General features: G+C 70.2%; 21 protein-coding genes. 13 read left to right on the top strand and 8 right to left on the bottom strand.

What is annotated here, in order from left to right; translation table 11 throughout:
• The 5 genes from LY13_RS23825 to LY13_RS23805 all read left to right on the top strand — a co-directional run.
• On the top strand, positions 1-692 hold a 692-nt coding region (locus tag LY13_RS23825; RefSeq protein WP_253830801.1), incomplete at its 5' end, for a peptidoglycan-binding protein.
• Between the two features lie 252 nt (positions 693-944).
• Positions 945-1412 (top strand): hypothetical protein, encoded by a 468-nt coding sequence (locus tag LY13_RS23820; protein ID WP_372493888.1) that lies wholly within the window; start codon positions 945-947, stop codon positions 1410-1412.
• Between the two features lie 97 nt (positions 1413-1509).
• Complete coding sequence (locus LY13_RS23815; protein WP_253830800.1) at positions 1510-4041, top strand: bifunctional FO biosynthesis protein CofGH; 2532 nt, start codon at positions 1510-1512, stop codon at positions 4039-4041.
• Positions 4042-4169: 128 nt separating this feature from the next.
• Positions 4170-5210 carry an inner membrane protein YhjD gene (yhjD, locus tag LY13_RS23810; protein ID WP_253830799.1) on the top strand — a complete coding sequence of 347 codons (1041 nt, stop codon included), beginning with the start codon at positions 4170-4172 and terminating at the stop codon, positions 5208-5210.
• Between the two features lie 183 nt (positions 5211-5393).
• Positions 5394-6668: an MFS transporter gene (locus LY13_RS23805; protein ID WP_253830804.1), complete on the top strand. Its 1275-nt coding sequence runs from the start codon at positions 5394-5396 to the stop codon at positions 6666-6668.
• A gap of 76 nt (positions 6669-6744) precedes the next feature.
• Here LY13_RS23805 and LY13_RS23800 read toward each other — a convergent pair whose 3' ends face one another.
• Complete coding sequence (locus tag LY13_RS23800; protein ID WP_253830798.1) at positions 6745-8013, bottom strand: D-alanyl-D-alanine carboxypeptidase family protein; 1269 nt, start codon at positions 8011-8013, stop codon at positions 6745-6747.
• Positions 8014-8101: 88 nt separating this feature from the next.
• On the opposite strand from LY13_RS23800, the gene LY13_RS23795 reads away from it, so the two are divergent.
• The gene (locus tag LY13_RS23795) at positions 8102-8347 is read left to right on the top strand and encodes an SCO4848 family membrane protein (RefSeq protein WP_253830797.1); all 246 of its coding nucleotides are present in this window, start codon (positions 8102-8104) and stop codon (positions 8345-8347) included.
• Between the two features lie 451 nt (positions 8348-8798).
• Here the strand turns inward: LY13_RS23795 and LY13_RS23790 are convergent, their stop codons facing one another.
• Genes LY13_RS23790 through sdhC form a run of 4 tightly spaced genes read right to left on the bottom strand, consistent with a single transcriptional unit; the run spans position 8799 to position 12283 of the window.
• The gene (locus tag LY13_RS23790) at positions 8799-9575 is read right to left on the bottom strand and encodes a succinate dehydrogenase iron-sulfur subunit (protein ID WP_253830796.1); all 777 of its coding nucleotides are present in this window, start codon (positions 9573-9575) and stop codon (positions 8799-8801) included.
• Between the two features lie 34 nt (positions 9576-9609).
• Positions 9610-11400, bottom strand: coding sequence for a succinate dehydrogenase flavoprotein subunit (gene sdhA, locus LY13_RS23785; RefSeq protein ID WP_253830795.1), 1791 nt, complete (start codon positions 11398-11400; stop codon positions 9610-9612).
• Positions 11401-11423: 23 nt separating this feature from the next.
• Positions 11424-11837, bottom strand: a complete 414-nt coding sequence (locus tag LY13_RS23780; RefSeq protein WP_253830794.1) for a succinate dehydrogenase hydrophobic membrane anchor subunit — start codon at positions 11835-11837, stop codon at positions 11424-11426.
• Positions 11837-12283 (bottom strand): succinate dehydrogenase, cytochrome b556 subunit, encoded by a 447-nt coding sequence (gene sdhC, locus LY13_RS23775; protein WP_253830793.1) that lies wholly within the window; start codon positions 12281-12283, stop codon positions 11837-11839. The genes LY13_RS23780 and sdhC overlap by 1 nt, the downstream gene beginning before the upstream one ends.
• Before the next feature lie 520 nt (positions 12284-12803).
• On the opposite strand from sdhC, the gene LY13_RS23770 reads away from it, so the two are divergent.
• From LY13_RS23770 to LY13_RS23745, 6 genes are all read left to right on the top strand, one after another.
• Complete coding sequence (locus LY13_RS23770; RefSeq protein WP_253830803.1) at positions 12804-13922, top strand: BMP family lipoprotein; 1119 nt, start codon at positions 12804-12806, stop codon at positions 13920-13922.
• Positions 13923-14192: 270 nt separating this feature from the next.
• Complete coding sequence (locus tag LY13_RS23765) at positions 14193-15728, top strand: ABC transporter ATP-binding protein (protein WP_253830792.1); 1536 nt, start codon at positions 14193-14195, stop codon at positions 15726-15728.
• Complete coding sequence (locus LY13_RS23760) at positions 15725-16816, top strand: ABC transporter permease (protein ID WP_253830791.1); 1092 nt, start codon at positions 15725-15727, stop codon at positions 16814-16816. The genes LY13_RS23765 and LY13_RS23760 overlap by 4 nt, the downstream gene beginning before the upstream one ends.
• An 8-nt stretch (positions 16817-16824) precedes the next feature.
• Positions 16825-18072, top strand: coding sequence for an ABC transporter permease (locus LY13_RS23755; protein ID WP_253830802.1), 1248 nt, complete (start codon positions 16825-16827; stop codon positions 18070-18072).
• Entirely contained in the window at positions 18069-18479 is a 411-nt protein-coding gene (locus LY13_RS23750) for a cytidine deaminase (RefSeq protein WP_253830790.1), read from the top strand. Before LY13_RS23755 ends, LY13_RS23750 begins: the two co-directional genes overlap by 4 nt.
• 34 nt (positions 18480-18513) lie before the next feature.
• On the top strand, positions 18514-19215 hold the full coding sequence (locus LY13_RS23745; RefSeq protein WP_253830789.1) for a VOC family protein: 702 nt from the start codon (positions 18514-18516) through the stop codon (positions 19213-19215).
• A gap of 4 nt (positions 19216-19219) precedes the next feature.
• Here the strand turns inward: LY13_RS23745 and LY13_RS23740 are convergent, their stop codons facing one another.
• From LY13_RS23740 to LY13_RS23730, 3 genes are read right to left on the bottom strand one after another with little or no spacing between them, the layout of a single operon-like run.
• Positions 19220-19852: a dihydrofolate reductase family protein gene (locus tag LY13_RS23740; RefSeq protein WP_253830788.1), complete on the bottom strand. Its 633-nt coding sequence runs from the start codon at positions 19850-19852 to the stop codon at positions 19220-19222.
• Entirely contained in the window at positions 19849-20325 is a 477-nt protein-coding gene (locus tag LY13_RS23735) for an SRPBCC domain-containing protein (RefSeq protein ID WP_253830787.1), read from the bottom strand. The genes LY13_RS23740 and LY13_RS23735 overlap by 4 nt, the downstream gene beginning before the upstream one ends.
• Complete coding sequence (locus tag LY13_RS23730) at positions 20315-20656, bottom strand: ArsR/SmtB family transcription factor (protein ID WP_253830786.1); 342 nt, start codon at positions 20654-20656, stop codon at positions 20315-20317. The genes LY13_RS23735 and LY13_RS23730 overlap by 11 nt, the downstream gene beginning before the upstream one ends.
• A gap of 231 nt (positions 20657-20887) precedes the next feature.
• Here LY13_RS23730 and LY13_RS23725 point away from each other — a divergent pair, with 231 nt between their 5' ends.
• Positions 20888-22183 (top strand): thymidine phosphorylase, encoded by a 1296-nt coding sequence (locus LY13_RS23725; protein ID WP_253830785.1) that lies wholly within the window; start codon positions 20888-20890, stop codon positions 22181-22183.
• Positions 22184-22204: the final 21 nt, after the last annotated feature.

Raw genomic sequence — 22204 nt, 5'->3', positions numbered from 1 at the left:
AGGGTGAGCTCACCAGTGTCGTCAAGGCTGTGCAGTCGGCCGTCGGGGTGGTCGTCGACGGTGACTACGGCTCCGTCACCAAGTCGGCCGTGAAGAGTTTCCAGCGCAAGCAGGGACTCACCGTCGACGGCTACGCGGGCGCGCAGACGATGGCCGCCCTCGGCGTCAGCCGCACGAAGGGCTCCGACCCCGACCCCGAGCCCGACCCCGGCGGCTCGGGCGACCTCGTCGTCATCAACCAGATGGCCACGGGCCCGTACAGCTCCGAGAACTGCGGCCCGACGTCGGCGGTCATCACGTTGTACGCCCTGGGTAAGCCCCCGGCGGGCTCGCACAAGCAGCAGGTGATGAACATGCGCGAGGCCTGCAAGATCCCGGCCGACACGTGGGGTTCCGACGTCAGTCACCTGATCAACGGACTCGCCGCGTACGACACGAACGCGCGGAAGGTGAACTACGCCAACGCACTCGCCGCCGCGCAGGACGGCAAGCCGGTGATCCTCAACGTGAACCACGGCGTCCTGCTGGGCGGTGCCCCGAGCTACGGGCACTACGTCGTCGCCCGGGGCACCAACTCGGCCGGTGAGTTCTACGTGTCGGACCCGGGCCGCGCCAGCCTCGGCGTCAAGGCCTACAGCCGCAGCCGCCTCGAAGCGGCCGCGCGGTACGACCGCGGCATCATCGTCGGCTGACCGTGGCCGGGTCTCCTCCCGTGACCACGTGGTCACGGGACGAGACCCGTGCGGGACGCCGGGGCGTTCGTCGTGGCCGGGCGGGTTTTACACAACAGCCACGGGCCCCGCGCATATGTTGGTCCGTGCGGGTCGCTAGTCTCACCCGCGTCGTGGCACCGGCGGGTGCTTTCGACACTGTCAGTAGTCTCGTCGTCGCCGATCTCACCGTCCAGGGTGACGGTCGGTGCGGGTGATGCAGGAGGACGTGCGGTGGGCAGTTCTGACCGGGAGCCGGCTCATCCGGCGCGCGCGGTGCGTGTGTCGGCGGTGGCTGTGACCACGCTGGCGACCCTCGGTGCGACGACGCTCGCGAGCACCCCCGCGACGGCGGCCCCGGCCGTCGAGACGGTGGCCCAACCCACTCCGAACGCCATGACGCTGGGCGTCCTCGGGCCGGTCGGGCTGGCCGCGATCGTCCTCGGCGTCCTCGGCATGGTGGCCGGCGTCGTCCGGCAGCGGCGCACGAAGGCACGTCAAGCGGCCGCAGCCGACGCCGCGGCCGCGGAGACGACCCCGGACGCGCCCACCGCCGACGCCGCGACGTCCGACATCCCGGCGTCCGAGGCTGCGGTGTCCGAGGTCGCGACCGTCGTCACCGATCTCGACCCCGCCGCTGTCCGGCCGCCCGGTCCCCGTGCCGCGGCGGACGCCTCCAGGGCGAGCGTCACGGTCGACTGATGCGCGAGCCGGGCGCACGCTACTCGCGTTCGTCCTCCGGTCGAGTGTGAGTTCTCAGGCTTAGCGTCGCGGTGAGCCGACGCTTAGTGTCGGGAGCATGGCTCGCCAGATCTCGCTTCCGCCGCCCGAACCCGCCCCGTCCGCCTCGGCCATGCGCCGCGCTCTGAAACGGGCGGCCGACGGCTCCACGCTCGACGTCACCGAGTCCGCCGTCTTGCTGCATGCCCGCGGTGACGACCTGAACGCGCTGCTGGACATCGCGAGCCGCGTCCGCGAGGCCCACCTGGCCGATCAGGGCAGGACCGGCGTCGTCACCTACAGTCGCAAGGTCTTCATCCCGCTGACCCACCTGTGCCGGGACCGGTGTCACTACTGCACGTTCGTCACGGTTCCCGGCAAGGCGGAGTCGATCTACCTCGAACGGGACGAGGTGCTCGACATCGCGCGCGCCGGTGCGGCCGCCGGGTGCAAGGAGGCACTGTTCACGCTCGGCGACCGGCCCGAGGAGCGGTGGCCGGAGGCCCGGCAGTGGCTGGACGAACGCGGCTACGACTCCACATTGGACTACGTGCGGTCGTGTGCGGTCGCCGTGCTCGAGGAGACCGGCCTGCTGCCGCACCTGAACCCCGGCGTCATGAGCTGGGAGGAACTGCAGCGACTGAAGCCCGTCGCGCCGAGCATGGGCATGATGCTGGAGACCACGGCCGAGCGACTGTGGTCGGAGAAGGGCGGGCCGCACTACGGCAGCCCCGACAAGGAACCCGCCGTGCGGCTGCGTGTGCTCGACGACGCGGGCCGGGTCGGCGTTCCGTTCACCACGGGCATCCTCGTGGGTATCGGCGAGACGATCACCGAACGCGCCGAGTCGCTGCACGAGATCCGCAAGCGCGCGCGGCAGTACCGCAACGTGCAGGAGGTCATCGTTCAGAACTTCCGGTCCAAACCGGACACCGCGATGCGCTCCCACGAGGACGCCGACCTGGCCGAACTCGCCGCCACCGTCGCCGTGGCGCGGCTGCTGATGCCGACGGGTGTCAGCGTGCAGGCTCCGCCGAACCTCGTCGGCGACGAGCACGCGCTCATCCTGCGTGCCGGCATCGACGACTGGGGCGGCGTCTCGCCGGTCACGCCCGACCACGTCAACCCCGAGGCGCCGTGGCCGCACGTCGACGAGCTCACCCGGTGGACGGCCGACGCCGGATTCGACCTGCACGAGCGGTTGACGGCGTATCCGAAGTACGTCCGCGACGCGGAGAAGTGGATCGACATCCGGCTGCACGGCCACGTCCGCGCACTGTCCACCGAGGACGGTCTCGCCGACGAGTCCGCCGAGGTGGTGGGCCGCGAATGGCAGGAGCCGGACGGCGGTCTCGACACCATCGGGCGTGCCGACCTGAACTCCACCATCGACACCGAGGGCCGCACGTCGGACCGGCGCGGCGACTTCGACAGCGTCTACGGCGACTGGGACGCCCTGCGGGACAGCGTCCACAACGGACCGCAGCGGCTGGACACCGAGGCGCGCGAGGGACTCCGGCTCGCCGAGGAGAACCCGGCCGCACTGTTGGAGGAATCCAACGCCGAGGCCGCCATGGCGCTGCTCACCGCCGACGGGCCCGCGCTGGAGACGCTGACGCGGCTCGCCGACGACCTGCGCGCCGACGTGGTGGGCGACGACATCACCTACGTCGTCAACCGCAACATCAACTTCTCCAACGTCTGTTACGTCGGCTGCCGGTTCTGTGCGTTCGCCCAACGGGAGCGGGACGCCGACGCGTTCCGATTGTCCACCGACGAGGTGGCCGCACGGGCCGTCGAGGCCTCCGAGGCCGGTGCCACCGAGGTGTGCATGCAGGGCGGTATCGACCCGAAACTGCCGGTCAGCTACTACGCCGACATCGTGCGCGCCATCAAGAAGGCCGTGCCGGACATGCACGTCCACGCGTTCTCGCCGATGGAGGTCGTGTCGGCGGCGTCGAAGGCGGGCGTGAGCATCCAGGAGTGGCTCACCGAGCTGCGCGACGCCGGGCTCGACTCCATCCCCGGCACGGCCGCCGAGATCCTCGACGACGACGTCCGCTGGGTGCTCACCAAGGGGAAACTGCCCGCGAAGACGTGGATCGACGTCGTCACGACCGCGCACCGTGTGGGCATCCCGTCGTCGAGCACGATGATGTACGGCCACGTCGACCACCCCGGCCACTGGCTCGGCCACCTGCGGGTGCTCGGAGGCATCGCACGCGAGACGGGCGGGTTCACCGAGTTCGTCGCGCTGCCCTTCGTGCACCACAACGCGCCGATCTACCTCGCCGGTGTGGCGCGTCCCGGGCCGACCGTCCGGGACAACCGGGCCGTCCACGCCGTCGCCAGGCTGGCGTTGCACGGGCTGATCGACAACGTGCAGTGCTCGTGGGTCAAGCTCGGCGACGAGGGCACGGCGCAGATCCTCCGCGGCGGTGCCAACGACATCGGCGGCACGCTGATGGAGGAGACCATCTCCCGGATGGCCGGTTCGGAACACGGCTCGTCGCGCACCGCGGACGAACTCGGCATGCTCGCCGACCTGGCTGGCCGGCCTGCCCGCCAGCGCGGCACCACCTACGGCCGCACCCTGCAGCCCGCCCTGTAGGCGGCTCGGGAGTGCCCCCAAGGGCACTGTGGTTGCACTCAACGCAACCACAGTGCCCTTGGGGTGAAAGGCCCGGTCACGATCGGGCGGTGAGGGGTCGGCGCCCGTGCGCGTCGGTTTGCGCCGGTATGTCCCGCGCGGTTAGCTTCCAGCGCGTGACAGAGCAGAAGGCGGAAAAAGAGGGGTTCCTGCCGCGGATGCGGCGCAAGTATCCGTGGCTGGATCACCTGGTCAGAGCGGGCGACGCCTTCACCTCGCGGCACGGCAACCACTACGCCGCCGCCATCACCTACTTCTCGGTGCTGTCACTGTTCCCGCTGCTCATGGTTGCCTTCTCGGTCGCGGGCTTCGTGCTGGCGGGCAATCAGGAGCTGATGGACGAACTCCGGCAGGGCATCGTGACCTCTGCGCCCGAGGGGCTGCGCAATTTCCTGCGCGAGATCCTCGAATCCGTCACCGACGCCCGCGCCGGGCTCGGTGTCATCGGTCTGCTCGGTGCCCTGTACTCCGGGCTCGGCTGGATGGGCAACCTGCGCGACGCCCTCACCGCGCAGTGGGCGCAGGAACCACCCAAGAAGCCGTTCCTGTCCACGAAACTCAAGGACCTGCTGGCACTGGTCGGCCTGGGCGCGGCGCTCGTGGTGTCGTTCGGGCTGACCGCCGTGGGCGGCGCCGCCGGCTCGTGGCTGCTCGAACTCGTCGGCCTCGACGAGTTCGTCTGGGCCCAGTATGCCCTCCGCGCCGCGACGGTCGTGCTGTCGCTCGGCGCGAACGTGCTGGTGTTCACGTGGGTGATCGCCCAACTGCCGCGTGAGCGGGTCAACGCCCGCAGTGCCGTCAAGGGCGCGGTCCTCGCCGCGCTCGGGTTCGAACTGCTCAAGAACGTGGCCTCGTTCTACCTGGTCAGCGTGACGAGCTCGCCCAGCGGCGCCCTGTTCGGTCCGATCATCGGTCTGCTCGTGTTCGCCAACCTGGTGTCGCGCTTCCTGCTGTTCGTCACCGCCTGGACCGCGACGGCGCGCGAGAACCAGGTCCGGGTCGTCGAGCCGCCCGCCGCGACGATCGTGCGCCCGAACGTCACCGTCCGCCGCGGCCCGGGCATGGGCACGGCCGCGGGGGCGTTCGGCGTCGGCGCGCTGCTCGGCTGGCTCGGCCGCAAGCGGCGCTGACCCGGGGCCGTTTCCGCGCGAAGGTCATTAGGCTCGCTCCGGAAGGAGTGTGCAGTGACCAATCCAGCTCCGGGACACGGTTCCGACGACGCGTCCGAGACCCACACCGGCACCGCGCGTGACCCCCGGGACGGCACCGACGCCGGCGACAACGGTGGAGACGGCGCCGACGCCCCCGCGCGCCTGCCGCGTGAGGTGTACGTCCTGGTCTGCGCGAGCTTCCTCATCGCGATCGGCTACGGCATCATCGGGCCGGCACTGCCGAACTTCGCCCACAGCTTCGACGTCGGCCTGACCGCGGCGTCGTTCGTGGTCAGTGCGTTCGCTCTGGTGCGGCTGCTGTTCGCCCCGGTGAGTGGGCGGCTGGTGACGCGGTTCGGCGAACGGCCCACGTACCTGTGGGGCGTGTCCATCGTGGCCGCCTCGACGATCCTGTGCGCCTTCGCGGCCGAGTACTGGCAACTGCTGCTGTTCCGCGCCATCGGCGGTGTCGGGTCGACGATGTTCACCGTGTCGGCGATCGGCCTGCTCATCCGCATCTCGCCGCCGCAGTTGCGGGGCCGGGCCTCCGGCCTGTGGGGCACCAGCTTCCTGCTCGGTGGCGTCGCGGGTCCCGTGCTCGGCAGCGGCCTCGTCGCGGTGTCGCTGCGCGCCCCGTTCCTCGTGTACGGCGTGGCGCTCGTCGCGGCGACCGTGCTCGTGTTCTGGCAGCTGCGCCGGTCCGACCTGGCCTCCCGCGCCGACGACGACGAAGCGCCGACGATGACGTTCCGCCAGGCACTGCGCCACCCCACCTATCGTGCCGCACTGACGTCCAACCTCACCAACGGCTGGGTCGTGCTCGGCGTGCGCATGTCGTTGATCCCGCTGTTCGTGTCCGCCGTGCTGGCGAAGGACGAGACGTTCACCGGGCTCGCGCTCGCGTTGTTCGCCGGGGCCAACGCGCTCGTACTGCTCGGCTCGGGCCGCTTCGCCGACACCCACGGCCGCAAGCCGCCCGCGCTGGCCGGGCTGGCGCTGCTCGCCGTCGGCACCGTCTCCCTGGGCCTCACCGAGAACATGTGGCTGTTCCTCGCCGCAACCGTGGTCACGGGCGTCGGCGCGGGCTTCCTCAACCCGTCGCACAACGCGGCGCTCGCCGACGTCCTCGGGTCGAAGGCGCGCGGCGGTTCCGTGCTCGCCGGTTTCCAGATGGCCGCCGACGTCGGCGCCGTCGTCGGCCCGCTGGCCGCGGGCGCGATCGCCGAGGAGTGGTCGTTCAGCGCGGCGTTCGCGGTCACCGGGGTCGTCGCCGCGGCCGGGTTCGTCCTGTGGCTGCTGGCCAAGGAGACGTTGCCGTCGAAGGTCGCCGCGGCCGAGGACGACCCCGAGGGCGCCGCACCGGCCGAGGCGTCTCCCGCCGAGCGCCGCGGTGCGCCGGCCCGTTCCGGCGACGGCGCGGCGGGCGACGACGACTGAACGGCGGCACGGGCGGCACGTGATCGGTGCCGCGTGTGCGCCTGCGTCGCGGGCGGGCGAGCCGGATGCCGGCGGGTCAGATCTGCTCGTCCCGTGTGAGCGCGATGCCGACGCCCGTGGCGACCGCCACGAGGATCACGATCCCGATGATCCAGCCGACGCCCGTCGTCGGCTCCTGCTGGTCGGCCGCACGCGCAGCGGTGTCCTGCGGGCCGCCCGCGGCGGCGCTCCGGCTGCCCGCGTCGGTGCCGTTCTCGCCGGCCTCCTCCGTCCGAGGGGGCGCGGCCGGAGGAGGCGGCGGCGCGGTCGTGACGCGGCCGACCGCCGGGGTTCCCGCGGCGGCGAGCTGGAAGCCGTAGTCGAGCATGTTCATCGCCTGCTCGCTGACCCGGATGGGCCTCTGCTCCGCACGCAGCAGCACGACGGCGATGCGCCTCCCGCCCCGCATCGCACCGCCGACGTAGGTGTGCCGCGCGTCGCTCGTGAAGCCCGTCTTGCCGCCGAGGAACCCGGCGTACTCGGTGTGCAGCCGGTCGTCGTTGACCACCGGATACGACGGCTTGCCGTGCGGGCCGGGGAACGCGATCTCCCGCGTACTGACGGCCTCGACGTACCGCGGTTTCGACAGGGCGTGCCGATACAGCAGGGCCTGGTCGTACGCCGACGTCACCATGCCGGGCCCGTCCAGGCCCGACGGCGTGGCGGCACGGGTGTCGGTCGCGCCGAGTTTGCGGGCCAGCCGGTTCATCTTCCGCAGCGCCGTCGGCACCCCGCCGAGCGCGGTGGCGAGCGCGTGCGCGGCGTCGTTGCCGGACTCCATCATCAGGCCCATCAACAGGTCGTGCACCGTGTACGGCGACCCCGCCTCGATGCCGACGCAGGAACACTCCTGCGAGGCGTCCTCCTTCGTCGGCCGGACGACGCGGTTGGGGTCGAGCTCGTCGATCACCACGAGCGCGAGCAGCGTCTTGATCAGCGAGGCGGGCCGCTGCCTGCCGTGGGGGTGCCGCGCGGCCAGCACCTGCCCGCTGTCGAGATCCTGGATGAGCCAGTTCTTCGCCGTCAGCGGCTGCGGTGGTCTCGGCGCGCCGGGAGGCAGCACGAGTCCGCACTCGCCGAGCCTGCCGCCACCCGGCGTCTCCGCGGGCACGGGCAGCGGTGCGGGCGCCTGCCGGCCGGGCTTCGGTTCCTCCGACTCGTCGACCGGAGGTGGCGGCAACGTCGCGTTCGGGCAGTTCGACTGGGCCCGCGCGGAGGGCGTCGCCGAGGGCACCAGTGGCGCACTCGTCACGACCAGAGCCGCGAGCGCGGCGATCACCAGAACCCGGATCCGAGCTGTATGCACCTGTGAAGGTTAGCCAGGGATCGGCCCCGTCAAGCGGGTTGATCCCCCGATGTGGGGTGACGGCCGTCATGTGAGGAGACTGGTGCGCATGCGCATGTCTCGCGGTGTCTCGGCGTTTCTGCTGGCCTTCGGCGTGTGGTCCTGGGTCATCTGGATCACCTTCGCCCGCAACCTGTGGAGCAGCGACAACGCGTGGGCGGCCGACGGCTCGCCGACGCCGTTCTTCTGGGTGCACCTGGTGCTGGCGATCGTGTCGTTCGTGCTGGGCACCGTCATCGGCGTCATCGGCTGGCGCGGTCTGCGCGCATTGCGCCGGTCGAGCCCGGAGTCCTGAGCACGCGTCGCAGGCCGGGCGTCGGCGCCGGCTTCCGCTCGTGCTCGCGGCCGTGGCCGGACTCGTGCTCGGCGGCGGCGGTGGTGTGGGCCTGCTCCGAGAAGGTCGACGACCCGATCCTTGCTCAACGGCTGGAGTTCGACAGTCCCGAAGCTCGTGGGGCGGTCGTCGAAGTGCGGGCGGCCTGCGACGACCTGTGATCGACGGGTCGGTGCCGGCGGCCCGTCCTCGTCCTGAGGACGCAACACGCTCCCCGGAGCCCGCAACACGGGCTCCGGAAGGCGCAACACGCTCCCCGGAACCTGCAACACGGTCCCCCGAATCCGCAACACGAGCTCCGGAATCTGCAACACGGGCTCCGGAAGGCGCAACACGGGTGCTGGGCTCGCGAAAAAAGGGCGTCCCGGCTCGTCGTGAGCCGGGACGCCCTTCGCTGTCGTGATCGGGCCGGTCAGGTGCGCTTGAACAGCAGCGCGCGCTTGACCTCCTGGATCGCCTTCGTCACCTGGATCCCGCGCGGGCAGGCGTCGGTGCAGTTGAACGTCGTGCGGCAGCGCCACACGCCCTCGGTGTCGTTGAGGATGTCCAGCCGCTCCTCGGCCGCCTCGTCACGGGAGTCGAAGATGAACCGGTGCGCGTTGACGATCGCGGCCGGGCCGAAGTACGAGCCGTCCGCCCAGTACACCGGGCACGACGAGGTGCAGCAGGCGCACAGGATGCACTTGGTCGTGTCGTCGAACCGCTCGCGGTCTGCGGCCGACTGGTAACGCTCGTTGGTCGGCTCGTTGCCGTAGGCGATCAGGTACGGCTTGACCGCACGGAACGCCTCGAAGAACGGCTCCATGTCGACATAGAGGTCCTTCATCGTCGGCAGGCCCTTGATCGGCGCCACCGTGACCGTGGTCTGCTTGCCTTCCTTCGCCAGCAGGTCCTTGACCAGGACCTTGCAGGCCAGCCGGTTGATGCCGTTGATCTGCATCGCGTCCGAACCGCAGATGCCGTGAGCGCAACTACGACGGAACGACAGCGTGCCGTCCGCGTAGTTCTTGATGTTCATCAGCAGGTTCAGCACACGGTCGGTCGGCAGCGCCGGGACGTCGTAGGACTCCCAGTGCGGCTCGTTGTCGATCTCCGGGTTGAACCGCAGGATCTTCACCGTGATGGTGACGGAGCCTTCCGGAGCCGGGATCTGCGACGTGTCGTTCGTGGGTTCAGCTACCGCTGTCATTTCACATCCTCCGCGTGCGGTGCGGCAGTACGCATCAGTACTTCCGCTCCATGGGCTCGTACCGGGTGAAGACGACCGGCTTGTAATCCAGCCGCAGGTCGGCCGTGAACCCGGTGAGGCCCAGCGGCGCGTCCGGGTCCTCCTTCTCCGGCAGGATCTTGTACGACATCGAGTGCCGCATGAAGTTGGTGTCGTCGCGGTCCGGGTAGTCCTCGCGGGCATGGCCGCCGCGGGACTCCTTGCGCGCGAGCGCCGCGTTCACGAGCATCTCGGCCAGATCCAGCAGGAAGCCCAGCTCGACGGCTTCGAGCAGGTCGGTGTTGTACCGCTTGCCCTTGTCGTGGACGGCGATGCGGCCGTAGCGCTCCTTGAGCGCCTGCACGTCGGACAACGCCTGCTTCAGCGTGTCCTCGGTGCGGTACACGGCCGCGTTGGTGTCCATCGTCTGCTGCAGTTCGTTGCGGATGTCGGCCACCCGCTCGCCGCCGGAGGCGGTCCGCAGGTGGTCGACCATGCCCTGCACCATCTTGGCCGGGTTCTCGGGCAGCTCGACGTGGTCGATGTCGTTCGCGTACTCCGCGGCCGCGATGCCCGCGCGACGGCCGAACACGTTGATGTCGAGCAGCGAGTTGGTGCCCAGCCGGTTCGACCCGTGGACGGACACGCACGCCGCCTCGCCCGCCGCGTACAGGCCGCCGATGACGGTGTCGTTGTCCTTGAGCGCCTCGCCCTTGACGTTCGTCGGGATGCCGCCCATGGCGTAGTGCGCCGTCGGGTACACCGGCACCGGCTCGTGCACCGGGTCGACACCCAGGTACGTGCGGGCGAACTCGGTGATGTCCGGCAGCTTGGTCTCGAGGACCTCCTCGCCGAGGTGCGTGCAGTCGAGGAACACGTAGTCCTTGTGCGGGCCCGCGCCCCGACCCTCGAGCACCTCGAGCACCATCGACCGGGCGACGATGTCGCGCGGGGCGAGGTCCTTGATCGTCGGAGCGTAGCGCTCCATGAACCGCTCGCCCGACTCGTTCCGCAGGATCGCACCCTCGCCGCGGGCACCCTCGGTGAGCAGGATGCCCAGCCCGGCCAGGCCGGTCGGGTGGAACTGGTAGAACTCCATGTCCTCGAGCGGCAGGCCCTTGCGCGCGTAGATGCCCATGCCGTCGCCGGTCAGGGTGTGCGCGTTGGAGGTGGTCTTGAAGACCTTGCCGAAGCCGCCCGTGGCGAACACGATCGACTTGGCCTGGAAGACGTGGATCTCGCCGGTCGCGAGTTCGTAGGCGATCGCGCCGGACGCGACCTGCTCGCCGTTCTCGTTCGTCGACATGGTCACGTCGAGGACGTAGAACTCGTTGTAGAACTCGATGCCGTGCTTGACGCAGTTCTGGTACAGCGTCTGCAGGATCATGTGACCGGTGCGGTCGGCCGCGTAGCAGGCCCGGCGCACGGCGGCCTTGCCGTGGTCACGCGTGTGACCGCCGAAGCGCCGCTGGTCGATCTTGCCTTCCTCCGTGCGGTTGAACGGAAGGCCCATCTTCTCCAGGTCCAGCACCGCGTCGATGGCCTCCTTGGCCATGATCTCCGCGGCGTCCTGGTCGGTCAGGTAGTCGCCACCCTTGACGGTGTCGAAGGTGTGCCACTCCCAGTTGTCCTCTTCGACGTTCGCCAGCGCGGCACACATGCCGCCCTGCGCCGCGCCGGTGTGGGAGCGCGTCGGGTACAGCTTGGTGAGCACGGCCGTGCGGGAGCGCTGACCGGCCTCGATGGCCGCGCGCATGCCGGCGCCACCAGCCCCGACGATCACCACGTCGTACTTGTGGAACTGCATGAGAAGTCTCCGTGTGGTGGGGGTCAGGCCGTGATGTTCGGGTCGAACGTGAAGATCACCAGCGTGCCGAGCACGAGGATGACGGCCATCGAGGCGTACAGCAGCATCTTCAGCCAGAAGCGCGTGGTGTCCTTACGCGCGTAGTCGTCGATGATCGTGCGCAGGCCGTTGCCGCCGTGCAGCTGAGCCAGCCACAGCATCGCCAGGTCCCAGAACTGCCAGAACGGCGAGGCCCAGCGGCCCGCGACGAAGGCGAAGTTGATGCGGTGCACGCCGCCGTCCAGGATGTTCATGATGAACAGGTGGCCCAGAACCAGGATCACCAGCGCGAGGCCGGAGATCCGCATGAACGCCCAGCTGTAGAGCTCGAAGTTGTTCCGGCGGGCTGCGGGGCGCCGCGGGGAACGCGGCTTGTCGAGAGTCAGCGATTCGCTCATCAGTGGCCGCCTCCGAACATTTCGCTCACCGTGCGCGCGAGCATGAAGTAGGTGCCCGGGATCATTACGAGGACCCAGATGCCGAGGGTCGTCCACAACATCGGGCGCTGGTACTGGGGTCCCTTCTCCCAGAAGTCGACCAGGATGACCCGGAGGCCGTTCAGCGCGTGGTAGAGCACGGCGCCGACGAGACCCACCTCGAGGAGGTTGACGAAGGGCGTCTTGTAGGTCTCGATGACCTCGTCGTAGGCGTTCGGGGAAACCCGGACGAGTGCCGTGTCGAGCACGTGCACGAACAGGAAGAAAAAGGTGAGCACCCCGGTAACGCGATGCGCTACCCAGGACCACATGCCGGGGTCGCCGCGGTAGAACGTTCCGCTCCGGCGTGAGGCGCCCGCCCGATCACTCGCACCGGCCTCGGCGGCAGTGCTCGCAGTGGTGGACATCGGTGTACGGCCTCCAACGTCACGATGGACTTCTCCGCCCGGCAGGACCGCGTCTTTTCCGAGGTCATGGTGTCCCGAGCGTCATATACGCGCCGAATGCTAGACCTGTCCCGTGTAACCGGCTCAACCTCGGGTTCCCAGCTGTGATCGACCAGACATCGCACGCGTGCGGCCTACCGTAGGCAGCGCTTCCCGTGGCGTCGCGGGCGTCACACCATCGCGGGTATGTCGCATCCCTGCGCCTTCCGCTTCCACGGCTACCCACACGGCCGGGGAGCGCGGGGCGCTGGGTTCGCGACGTTCGGGGGTAACGCTCCGTGAGCTGTACGCGGCAGAATCAACCGGAACTTAAACATTTGGGTTACGCGGGGTTCCGTATGGCTGCCGTGTAGGTCACGGAGCGGTACGGTTCGCCAGTCCGCCCGAGAAACCGGGCACATCTTCAGTTCGTCCGCCCGCAAGGCGGGGAGGGAGTGACACCGTGCGTCGAAAGCGTGGTGGAGCGCTGGCGGCAATAGCCATGGCCGGCGTGCTGGCAATGGCGGGCTGCGCCAAGGATTCCGGTGGGGACGGGAACCAGGCCGCGGGTGACGGCGGCGGCGGTGAACCGGGCAGCTGCGTCACCAACGAGGCTCCCGCCGCGCCCGAGAACACCCAGCAGGAGCAGACGACCGAGCACGGCGACGTCGATGCGAGCGACCTGAAGATCGGTCTCGCCTTCGACGTCGGCGGCCGGGGTGACGCGTCGTTCAACGACGCCGCCGCCGCGGGTGTCGACAGGGCCGTCGAGGAGTTCGGCGCCGAGAAGGGCAACGAGAGCCCCGCCGCGGGCAGCGAGTCCGAGGCCGCGAAGGAACAGCGCCTGCGGCAGATGGCCGAGCAGGGCAACAACCCGATCATCGCGGTCGGCTTCGCCTACGCCGAGGCGGTCCGCAAGGTCGCTCCGCAGTACCCGGACACCGAGTTCGCACTCGTCGACGACAACTCCGTCGACGCGGAGAACGTGACCCCGCTGGTGTTCGCCGAGGAGGAGGGCTCCTTCCTCGCGGGCGTGGCCGCGGCGTACAAGACGTCCGAGTGCCAGGTCGGCTTCGTCGGCGGCGTGAAGACGCCGCTGATCAAGAAGTTCCAGGCGGGCTTCGAGCAGGGCGTGAAGGCCGCGGGCGGCGACAACATCGAGGTCAAGAGCGAGTACCTCACGCCCGCGGGCGACATCAGCGGCTTCAACGACCCGGCCAAGGCCAACGTCAAGTCGAAGTCGATGATCAGCCAGGGCTCCGACGTGCTGTTCCACGCCGCCGGCGCCTCCGGTCAGGGCGTGTTCGAGGCGGCCGCCGCGAACGACGCGCTCGGCATCGGGGTCGACTCCGACCAGTACAAGCAGAAGACCCTCGCCGACGTGAAGGACGTCATCGTCACGTCGATGCTCAAGAAGGTCGACGTCGCGGTGTACGACTACGTGGCGGCCGTCGCCGAGGGTGACCCGGACGACCTGCCGGAGCGGTTCGACCTGTCGGTCGACGGCGTGGGCTACTCGAAGTCCAACCCGGCCATCGAGGACATCACCGACGAGCTCGAGGGCTACAAGAAGGCCATCGTGGACGGTGACATCGAGGTGTCCGACACTCCCCAGAGCTGACACCGGACCGGACCAGGTCCGACGGCCACGTGGGGCTCGCGGGCGGTGACTGCGCCGCTCGCGAGCCCCACGCGCTGCATTCCGGCGCCGTTTCCGCACCGGAGCGCGGGTGTCTGCTTTGATCGGTCCACTCCGGTCGTGGATGCTCCGCTCGGATGGTGGATGCTCCACGGGGCGGCGAACCCGGTCCGCCGTGGAGCACCCGTCGATCCGGCCCGCTCAACCCAGTCCGCTCTCACACCAGCCCGCTCGAACAAGGCGAAAGAACAGATGACCGAACCGGAGCCGGTGGTCGAACTCACCGGTATCACCAAGCGCTTCCCGGGCGTGGTGGCCAATTCGGACGTGCACCTGACCGTGCGCGCCGGCGAGGTCCACGCCGTGTGCGGCGAGAACGGCGCGGGCAAGTCCACGCTGATGAAGATCCTCTACGGGATGCAGCAGCCGGACGAGGGCACCATTTCCGTCGGCGGCGAGGTCGTGGAGCTGCGTAACCCGCAGGACGCGATCAAGGCAGGCATCGGGATGGTGCACCAGCACTTCATGCTCGCCGACAACCTGACGGTGCGGGAGAACGTGCTGCTCGGCGCCGAGGGCCTGTACGGCATGGGTCGCAAGGCTCGCGCCACGTTGGCCGAACTCGCCGAGCGGACGGGCCTGCGCGTCGACCCCGACACGCTCGTGGAGAACCTCGGCGTCGCCGACCGGCAGCGCGTCGAGATCGTCAAGGTGCTGTACCGCGGCGCGCGCATCGTCATCCTCGACGAACCGACGGCGGTGCTGGTGCCGCAGGAGGTCGACGCGCTGTTCGAGACCGTCCGCAGTATGCAGGCGGACGGCTACACGTTCCTGTTCATCTCCCACAAACTCGACGAGGTGCGGGCGATCGCCGACGAGGTGACGGTCATCCGCCGGGGCACGACCGTCGGCACGGTCGACCCGAAGGAGGTCACCTCGCGTGAGCTCGCCGAGATGATGGTCGGGTCGGAGCTGCCGAGTCCGGAGACCCGCGAGTCGACGGTGACCGACCGCCCTGTGCTGCGGGTGAGCGACCTGCGGCTGGATGCCGAGGACAGCGAGCGGGCGGTGCTCGACGACGTGTCGCTGACCGTGCGCGCGGGCGAGATCGTCGGGATCGCGGGCGTCGAGGGCAACGGTCAGACCGAGCTGGTCGAGACCATCATGGGCATGCGCAAGGCGTCGGCGGGCACGGTCGAGCTGGCCTCCGCAGGCGGTGATCTGCGCGACATCACGCGACTGGGGACGTTGGCCCGACGGGAGGCCGGGATCGGCTACATCGCCGAGGACCGGCACCGGCACGGGCTGCTGTTGCGGCAGCCGCTGTGGAGCAACCGCATCCTCGGCTATCAGACCCGCCCACCCGTGTCGAACGGCAGGCTGATCGATCCGGCCGCGGCGCGGCGGGACACCGAACGCGTCGTCGAGGAGTACGACGTCCGCACGCCGGGTGTCGAGGTGCTGGCGGGTGCGCTGTCCGGCGGGAACCAGCAGAAACTCATCGTGGGCAGGGAGTTGTCGGGCGAGCCGGTGCTGCTGATCGCGGCGCATCCGACCCGCGGTGTGGACGTCGGTGCGCAGGCGTTGATCTGGGAGCAGATGCGCGCGGCCCGCCACGACGGGCTCGCGGTGCTGCTGGTGTCGGCGGACCTGGACGAGCTGATCGGGCTGTCCGACACGATCCGCGTGATGCTCCGCGGCCGCCTCGTCAGTGAGGCCGACCCGGCGACGGTGACGCCGACCGAGCTCGGTTCCGCCATGACGGGTGCAGGGGAGGAGGCCGCGTGATCAACTGGCGTACCGCGCTGCTGCCGCCGGCGCTCGCGATCGTTTTCGCGATGCTGCTGTCGTCGGTGGCGCTGCTGATCTCGGGCGCGAATCCCCTGGACGCGTTCGCCACGATGGGCGCGCAGCTGTTCCACGGCAACACGGCCGTCTCGACGGTGAACCTCGCGATCGTCTACTACCTGGCGGGCCTGGCCGCGGCGATCGGCTTCCAGATGAACGTGTTCAACATCGGCGTGGAGGGCCAGTACCGGTTCGCCGCGGTGGTCGCGGCGATCGTCGGTGGTTGGATGCAGCTGCCGCCGGTGCTGCACGTGGTCGCGATCCTGGTGGTCGCGGTGGCCTCCGGCGCGCTGTACGCGTTGCTGCCCGCGCTGCTGAAGGTCTACCGCGGTGTCAGCGAGGTCATCACGACGATCATGCTGAACTCGATCGTGTTCGGCATCGTGGCGTTCCTGATCAATCCGGAACAGTTCGGCGTGCTGCACGGCAACAACCTCTCCACCGAGGAGATCGCGCCGTCGGGCCGGATCCCGGGCATTCCGCTCGGTGAGGCGGGCACGCTGTTCGGCTTCGTCGTCATCGCGGCGGCGCTGGGCTACGGCTACTGGTTCATGCTGAACCGGACGCGGTTCGGGTTCGAGCTCAAGGCCAGTGGCGAGTCGAAGACCGCGGCCGCCGCGGGCGGGGTGAGCGCGAGGAAGATGACGCTCGCCGCGATGCTGATCTCCGGCGGTGTCGCCGGGCTGGTCGCGATGCCCGAGCTGCTGGGCCGCGACTACGTCTACGCCATGACGGCGACGCAGGGCTACGGGTTCACGGGCCTGGCGGTCGCGCTGCTGGGCAGGAACCACCCGGCGGGCATCGCGTTCGGCGCGCTGCTGTGGGCGTTCCTCGACCGGTCGGCGGTCTCGCTCGAGTCGATCGGCATTCCCAGCGAGATCGCCACGATCATGCAGGGCACGATCGTCCTGTCCGTCGTGGTGGCGTACGAGATCGTTCGCCGCGCCGACCTGGCCGCCGAGCAGCGCCGCGTCGGCCGCGCCGGAAACGGTCGGCCTGCGAGCGTCGCGGAAGGCGGTGCGGTGTGAGCACGGTGATGGAGAAACCGGACCCGACGGCGACGACGTCGGCGCGCAGGCTGCCCGGCTGGGCACGCGGCGCGCTGTGGGCGGTCGTGGCGATCGGTGTGCTGTCGACGGCGTCGTACCTGACCGACATGCCGATCCTCACCTCGAGCGACACGTCGCAGACGGCGCTGCGGCTGGGCTTGCCGATCCTGCTGGCGGCGATCGGCGGGTTGTGGGCCGAGCGCGCGGGCGTGATGAACATCGGCCTCGAAGGCATGATGATCCTCGGTACGTGGGGCTCGGCCTGGGGTGCCTACTACGGCGGCGTCTGGGTCGGACTGGCCGCGGGCATCCTGTTCGGACTGCTGGGCGGCCTGCTGCACGCCGTGGCGGTCGTGACGTTCAACGTCAACCACATCGTCTCCGGTGTGGCGATCAACCTGCTCGGGCTCGGTGTCGCGAAGTACCTGGCGAACCTCGTGTTCGAGCCGATCTCCGGCAACCCGCGCGAATCGCCGCCGGTGGAGAAGTTCGACACCTATTCGGCGACGTTCCTGTCCGACTGGCTCGGCGCCCTCGAGGACGAGCAACGCGTGGTGCTGTCCGATGTGGCCGGTCTGCTGCGGGGACTCGTCACGCACGTGTCGCCGTTGGCGATGATCGCGTTGCTGCTGGTGCCCGCGAGCTACTTCGTCCTGTGGCGCACGAGGTTCGGGCTGCGGCTGCGGTCGTGCGGTGAGAGTCCGGTGGCGGCCGAGTCCCTCGGTGTGAACGTGTACCTGCACAAGTACATCGCCGTGGCCGCATCCGGCGGGTTCGCGGGCATGGGCGGTGCGTCGCTGGTGCTGTTGGAAGGTGGCGCGGACTACCTCGAGAACCAGGTCAACGGCCGCGGGTACATCGGCCTCGCCGCGATGATCTTCGGTAACTACCGGCCCAGCGGGCTGTTGGGTGGTGCCGCGCTGTTCGGCTACGCCGACGGGCTGCAGCTGTCCGGCGGCGGCGCGGCGGTGCTGGCGCTCTGCTACGGCGCGGTGTTGCTGCTGGCGGTCATCGTGGTGTTGCAGCTGGTCCGGCGTCACTGGTGGGCCGCGGCGGGCGGTGTCGCCGGTGCGGCGGTGCTGTACTGGATCTACTGGACGAACGACGAGCTGCCGAGCGACCTGATCCCGTACACCCCGCACTTCGTGACGATCATCGTGCTGGCGGTCGCGGCGCAGCGACTGCGGGTGCCGAAGGCGATCGGCCAGCAGTACCGGCGTGGGGAGGACACGTGACGGCTCAGGAGCGGGGGCAGCCCCCGGACTGGGAGTCGCTGCGCGCCGAGGCCGTCGCAGCGGCCGCGCTGGCGTACGCGCCGTACTCGGGCCTGCACGTCGGCGTGGCCGGGCTGGTGTCCGACGGGCGCGTGGTGACCGGCTGCAACGTCGAGAACGCGTCCTACGGCGTCGGCCTGTGCGCCGAGTGCGCCATGGCGGGCCAACTGCGCCTCACCGGTGGCGGCAGGCTGACGGCCGTGGCGTGCCGTGGCGGCTCCGGCGAGCTGCTCATGCCGTGCGGGCGGTGCCGGCAGATCCTGTACGAACTCGGCGGCCCCGACTGCCTGCTCGACACCCCGAGCGGCGTGCTGCCGATGTCGGACGTGCTGCCGGACGCCTTCGGCCCGACCGACCTGCCCGCCTGACACCCGCGGGCGGGCCCAGTGACCCGGAGGCCGCATGCGCCTGGAGAACATCGTGTGGGACGCCCTCGACCCGCACCGGCTCGGTTCGTTCTGGGCCGCGGCCCTCGACGCCGAGCCCCTGACCGATCGGCCGGACCTGTTCGAGGCGCGCGTTCAGCTGACCGACGACGTCTTCCTCGACCTGTGTTTCCCGCGGGTGCCGGCGAAGTCGTCGTCGCCACCGCGGCTCCACCCCGACCTGGTGGGCGGGCCGCGGCAACAAGCCGTCGTCGAGAAGCTGCTCGGACTGGGCGCAGTGCACGCCGACGTCGGTCAGGGCGATGTGCCGTGGGTGGTGCTCGCCGACCCGGAGGGCAACGCGTTCTGCGTGATGGAAGACCGTGCGAGCTACACGGGCACGGGACCGATCGCGGCGTTGCCGTTGGACAGCGTGGACCCCGAACGCGACGCCGAGTTCTGGGCTGCGATCACCGGCTGGGTTCCCGCTGAGGGCCCGGCAGCCGGCACGTCGCTGCGCCACCCCGACGGGGTGGGGCCGCTGCTCGAACTGTGCCCCGAGCCGGAGCCGAAACAGGGCAAGAACGGCCTCCACCTCGACGTGCGCCGCGACGTGGGGGAGGCCGACGTCACCGACCGGCTCGTCGGCATGGGGGCGAGCCTGCTGGGTGGCGACGGTCTTCCTTGGCTGGTGCTGGCCGACCCGTCCGGCAACGAGTTCTGCGTCCTCGACGCGTAATCGCTCAGCTGCCGACGAACTCGGCGACGCCCTCGTAGTCGCCCTGGGGTACCTGATCCGTCGGCTCGTACTCGAGCAGCAGCAGGCCCTTCGGCGTCGCCTCGTGCCGGACGAGGCGGAGACCGCACGCCGCGCCGTGTCCGGACATGAAGCGCCTGCCCGTCCGGAGAACCGTGGGTGCGACCGCGAGGCGAAGCACGTCGACCAGGCCCGCCGACAACAGCGTGTCGCCGAGGCGGGCGCTGCCGTGGATCTGGAGTTCCCGCCCCGGCCGGGACCTGAGCTCGGACACGGCCTGGACCGGATCTCCTGCGAGCACGGTGGTGGGGTGCCAGGTTCCGGCCGTGAGGGTGTTGGTCACGACGTACTTCGGGAGCGCGTTCATCCGCCCGGTGAAGGGATCGTCCGGATCCGTGATCTGCGGCCAGTCGCGCGCGAACGCCTCGTAGGTGCGGCGGCCGAGCAGCAGGCCGTCGGCGAGGTCGAGCCACTCGGAGGTGCGCCGGACGAAGGTCTCGTCGAGGAAGGGCACGAGCCAGCCGCCACGAGTGAAACCGTCGGTGGTGTCCTCGTCGGGCGAACCCGGTCCCTGGCTGACGCCGTCGAGCGTGACGAACTCCGTGAGAGCGATCTTCATCGTGCGGCCTCGCTCTCGGCGAACGCGGCCAGTTGCGCGGCGACCGTGCCCCAGCCGTCCGCGAAGCCCAGTTTCCGGTGCAGGGCACGGGATTCCGGATCGCCGTGACGGACGACGATCCGGTAGTCGGTGCCGTCGGCGTGCTCGCCGAAGGTGACCATGGCGGTCATCGTCACCGGTTCGGGACTCGCCGGGCGCCACGTGCTGTCGACCGCGTTGGTGAACACGATCCGCTCCATGTCCTCGACGAGCAGGAAGCACGCGTCGAGGTGGGGGACGAAGGCGTCGCCGTCCTCGCTCATGCGCGTGACGAATGCTCCACCGGGCCGGACGTCGAGGTGGTCCACACGGCACAGCGCCGGTGCCGGGAGCCACCACTGCGCGAGCCGGGCCGGATCGGTCCAGGCGTTCCACACGGCCGCGAGGGGAGCGCGGATGACCCGTTGCAGGTCGAGGTCGAGATCAGGGTTCACGGGTGTCCTCCTGGTCGGTGACGAACTGTTCGAGACGGTCGGTGCGGTGCTCCCAGACGGCGCGTTGCTCGGCGAGCCAGTCGTCGAGCAGGGAGAGCCGCTCTCTGCTGAGCACGCAGGTGCGGACTCGGCCGTGCTTGACCGTGCGGATGAGCCCGTTCGACTCGAGGGTGCGTACGTGCTTCATGAACGAGGGGAGGGTCATCGGGAACTCGCTTGCGAGGTCCCCGACGCTCGTCGGCCCGTGCCCGAGGCGTCGCACGACTTCACGCCGGGTCGGGTCGGCGAGTGCGACGAAGATGCCGTCCAACTGCGCCGAATACTGTGCCACGCGGCTAAGTATTGCGCCCGGGTGCCCTGCGACGCAAGCGACCCGCGTGCCGACGGGGCGGACGGGGCGTGGACGTCGCGGAGGTGAAGGAATCGGGTGTGGACGCCTCGGCCGGGCCGGTGGCGGCGACGGACCCGGTCACGGTGACGCAGGCGGAAGCGCGGGTGAAGAGGCGCGCGAGTCGACGCGTAAGCGCGCCGAGCGGGCCGGATCGGACATAGGGTTGTCGTCATGCACGAACCGTTCGCGGCAGTCGACGTCATCCGGGCCAAGCGCGACGGCGGGGCGCTGACCCCGGAGCAGATCGACTGGGTCGTCGACGCCTACACGCGCGGCGTCGTCTCCGAGGAGCAGATGGCGGCGCTGGCGATGGCCGTGTTCCTGCGCGGCATGGACACGGCCGAGACGGCCCGGTGGACCGGCGCGATGATCGACTCGGGGGAGCGGCTCGCGCTGCACGTCTCGCGCCCGACCGTCGACAAGCACTCCACCGGCGGCGTCGGCGACAAGATCACCCTGCCGCTGGCGCCGCTGGTCGCCACGTGCGGCGCCGCGGTGCCGCAGCTGTCCGGCCGCGGACTCGGGCACACCGGCGGCACGCTCGACAAACTCGAATCGATCCCCGGCTGGCGGGCGCAGCTGTCGGCGCACGCCATCGGCAGGCAGCTCGAGGAGATCGGCGCGGTGGTCTGCGCCGCGACCGACACGCTCGCCCCCGCCGACCGGAAGTTGTACGCGCTGCGGGACGTCACGTCCACCGTCGAATCGGTGCCGCTGATCGCCAGCTCGATCATGAGCAAGAAGATCGCCGAGGGCGCGGGTGGCCTGGTGCTCGACGTCAAGGTCGGCTCCGGCGCGTTCATGGGCTCACTCGACGAGGCGCGCGTACTGGCCAAGACCCTCGTCGACATCGGCACGGCACACGGACTGCCCACGCGCGCGCTGCTGACCGACATGTCGACCCCGCTCGGCGCGGCCGTCGGCAACGCCGTCGAGGTGGCCGAGGCCGTCGACGTGCTCCGCGGCGGAGGTCCGGACGACGTCGTGGCGCTCACCCTGGCGCTGGCCCGCGAGATGCTCGCGCTCGCCGGGCACGGCGACGTCGACCCCGGCCCGGTGTTGGCCTCCGGCGAGGCGTACGAAACCTGGTGCCGCATGATCAGCGCCCAGGGCGGCGACCCGGACGCGCCGCTGCCGAAACCCGAGCACGTCCACGTCGTCGAGGCGCCCGAGAGTGGCGTGCTGACGACGCTCGACGCCCGTGCCGTCGGCGTGGCCGCGTGGCGGCTCGGAGCCGGCAGGGCGCGGAAGGAGGACCCGGTGCAGGCCGCGGCGGGCGTGCGCTGCCTGGCGAAGCCGGGCGAGCGGGTCGAGGCGGGCAGCCCGCTGCTCGAACTGCACACCGACACCCCCGACGCGGTGCCGTCCGCCCTGGCGGCGCTGGACGGCGGCATCGAGGTGTCGGACTCGGCACCCGAACGCGCGCCGTGGCCGTCCACCACCGTCCTCGACACCGTCCGCTCGTAGCGCCGGGCGTGACCGTCCGGA

Origin of the sequence: Prauserella aidingensis, assembly GCF_024171865.1 — a bacterium.
In the GTDB taxonomy this organism is placed as follows: domain Bacteria; phylum Actinomycetota; class Actinomycetes; order Mycobacteriales; family Pseudonocardiaceae; genus Prauserella; species Prauserella aidingensis.
Note: the sequence above shows the minus strand (reverse complement) of the source record. Positions and strands in the feature narration are given on the sequence as shown.

What these genes read in the sequence shown, in the direction of transcription:
- LY13_RS23815 (WP_253830800.1), top strand. Translation starts at nt 1,510, where the DNA reads ATGGCTCGCCAGATCTCGCTTCCGCCGCCCGAACCCGCCCCGTCCGCC.
- yhjD (WP_253830799.1), top strand. Translation starts at nt 4,170, where the DNA reads ATGTCCCGCGCGGTTAGCTTCCAGCGCGTGACAGAGCAGAAGGCGGAA.
- LY13_RS23795 (WP_253830797.1), top strand. Translation starts at nt 8,102, where the DNA reads ATGCGCATGTCTCGCGGTGTCTCGGCGTTTCTGCTGGCCTTCGGCGTG.
- LY13_RS23790 (WP_253830796.1), bottom strand. Translation starts at nt 9,575, where the DNA reads ATGACAGCGGTAGCTGAACCCACGAACGACACGTCGCAGATCCCGGCT.
- sdhA (WP_253830795.1), bottom strand. Translation starts at nt 11,400, where the DNA reads ATGCAGTTCCACAAGTACGACGTGGTGATCGTCGGGGCTGGTGGCGCC.
- LY13_RS23780 (WP_253830794.1), bottom strand. Translation starts at nt 11,837, where the DNA reads ATGAGCGAATCGCTGACTCTCGACAAGCCGCGTTCCCCGCGGCGCCCC.
- sdhC (WP_253830793.1), bottom strand. Translation starts at nt 12,283, where the DNA reads ATGTCCACCACTGCGAGCACTGCCGCCGAGGCCGGTGCGAGTGATCGG.
- LY13_RS23770 (WP_253830803.1), top strand. Translation starts at nt 12,804, where the DNA reads ATGGCCGGCGTGCTGGCAATGGCGGGCTGCGCCAAGGATTCCGGTGGG.
- LY13_RS23765 (WP_253830792.1), top strand. Translation starts at nt 14,193, where the DNA reads ATGACCGAACCGGAGCCGGTGGTCGAACTCACCGGTATCACCAAGCGC.
- LY13_RS23755 (WP_253830802.1), top strand. Translation starts at nt 16,825, where the DNA reads ATGGAGAAACCGGACCCGACGGCGACGACGTCGGCGCGCAGGCTGCCC.
- LY13_RS23745 (WP_253830789.1), top strand. Translation starts at nt 18,514, where the DNA reads ATGCGCCTGGAGAACATCGTGTGGGACGCCCTCGACCCGCACCGGCTC.
- LY13_RS23740 (WP_253830788.1), bottom strand. Translation starts at nt 19,852, where the DNA reads ATGAAGATCGCTCTCACGGAGTTCGTCACGCTCGACGGCGTCAGCCAG.
- LY13_RS23725 (WP_253830785.1), top strand. Translation starts at nt 20,888, where the DNA reads ATGCACGAACCGTTCGCGGCAGTCGACGTCATCCGGGCCAAGCGCGAC.